The organism is Pseudoduganella buxea (assembly GCF_009720835.1).
Lineage (GTDB): Bacteria > Pseudomonadota > Gammaproteobacteria > Burkholderiales > Burkholderiaceae_D > Rugamonas > Rugamonas buxea.
The window spans coordinates 1-255 of sequence record NZ_WNKZ01000311.1 but is presented as its reverse complement, the minus strand read 5'-3'; the positions used below and the strand labels follow the sequence as shown (position 1 = coordinate 255).

Annotated in this window: 1 rRNA gene; it reads right to left on the bottom strand. The window is 51.4% G+C overall.

The features are described 5' to 3' along the window. Positions 1-255, bottom strand: a 16S ribosomal RNA gene (locus GM672_RS28055); the annotation flags it as partial.

Genomic DNA, 255 nt, shown 5'->3' with positions numbered 1-255 from the left:
CTTTCGTAGCAACTAATGACAAGGGTTGCGCTCGTTGCGGGACTTAACCCAACATCTCACGACACGAGCTGACGACAGCCATGCAGCACCTGTGTGCAGGTTCTCTTTCGAGCACTCCCAAATCTCTTCGGGATTCCTGCCATGTCAAGGGTAGGTAAGGTTTTTCGCGTTGCATCGAATTAATCCACATCATCCACCGCTTGTGCGGGTCCCCGTCAATTCCTTTGAGTTTTAATCTTGCGACCGTACTCCCCA